Source organism: Neisseria sp. P0009.S007, from assembly GCF_051962515.1.
The window spans coordinates 1-1,565 of the sequence record NZ_JBQCVF010000300.1; the positions used below are offsets into that span (position 1 = coordinate 1).

The following is a 1,565-nucleotide window of genomic DNA, read 5'->3' on the forward strand; positions in this document are numbered from 1 at the left end:
ACTCAACAGGTTGATTTGACCTTGCATCACCTTAAAGAACGCACCCTATCGATTTATACCCCCGAACAGCGTGCAAGCATTGAGGCATCTGAAGACTGGAAACAGTTTGACAGACGGCTTGAAGAACACTTTCCCAAACTGATGCACGAGCTGGACAACGTTTACAACAACAACGAAGCCGTCCTCCCCATGCTGGAACAACTGATTGCCCAAGCATGGCAAAGCTATTCCCAACGCAACGCATCTTTAAAAGATATTGATATCACGCGCGAAAACGATCCTGACTGGATTTTGTCCAACAAACAGGTTGGCGGCGTGTGCTACGTCGATTTGTTCGCAGGCGATCTGCAAGGTTTGAAAGCCCAAATCCCTTATTTCCAAGAATTGGGTCTGACCTATCTGCACCTGATGCCCCTGTTTAAATGTCCCGAAGGCAAAAGCGACGGCGGCTATGCAGTCAGCAGCTACCGCGATGTCAATCCAGCTTTGGGCACAATAGACGACTTGCGCGATGTCATTGCCGCACTGCACGAAGCAGGCATTTCCGCCGTTGTCGATTTCATCTTCAACCACACTTCCAATGAACACGAATGGGCAAAACGCTGCGCCGCCGGTGATCCGCTCTACGACAATTTCTACTACATTTTTCCTGATCGTTGGACGCCCGACCAATACGACCGCACCCTGCGCGAAATCTTCCCCGACCAACACCCGGGCGGCTTTTCCCAACTGGAAGACGGACGCTGGGTATGGACGACGTTCAATTCCTTCCAATGGGACTTAAATTACAGCAATCCTTGGGTGTTCCGCGCTATGGCAGGAGAAATGATGTTCCTTGCCAACTTGGGCGTTGATATTCTGCGCATGGACGCCGTTGCCTTTATTTGGAAACAAATGGGCACAAGCTGCGAAAACCTGCCTCAGGCACACGCTCTGATTCGTGCGCTTAACTCCGTCATGCGTATTGCCGCCCCGGCCGTGTTCTTCAAATCCGAAGCCATTGTCCACCCCGACCAAGTTGTCCAATACATCAGCCAAGATGAATGCCAAATCGGCTACAACCCATTGCAAATGGCATTGTTGTGGAACACGCTTGCCACGCGCGAAGTCAACCTGCTCCATCAAGCACTGACCTACCGCCACAACCTGCCCGACCACACTGCATGGGTTAACTACGTCCGCAGCCATGACGACATCGGCTGGACATTTGCCGATGAGGACGCATGGCAGTTCGGCATCCACGGCTACGACCACCGACAATTCCTCAACCGCTTCTTCGTCAACCATTTTGACGGCAGCTTCGCGCGCGGCGTCCCCTTCCAATACAACCCAAGCACTGGCGACTGCCGTGTCAGCGGTACAGCCGCAGCATTGGTTGGTTTGGCTCAAAATGACCCGTACGCCGTTGACCGCATCAAACTTTTGTACAGCATCGCTCTGAGTACCGGCGGTCTGCCGCTGATTTACTTGGGCGATGAAGTGGGTACGCTCAATGATGACGACTGGTCGCAAGACAGCAATAAGAGCGACGACAGCCGCTGGGCACACCGTCCTCGTTATAATGA

General features: G+C 52.8%; 1 protein-coding gene. It reads left to right on the plus strand.

Translation table 11 applies throughout. The annotated features are described in order from the left end of the window. Positions 1-1,565: alpha-amylase family protein (locus ACTHS3_RS12645; RefSeq protein ID WP_440368098.1), on the plus strand; the 1,565-nt coding region annotated here is incomplete at both ends.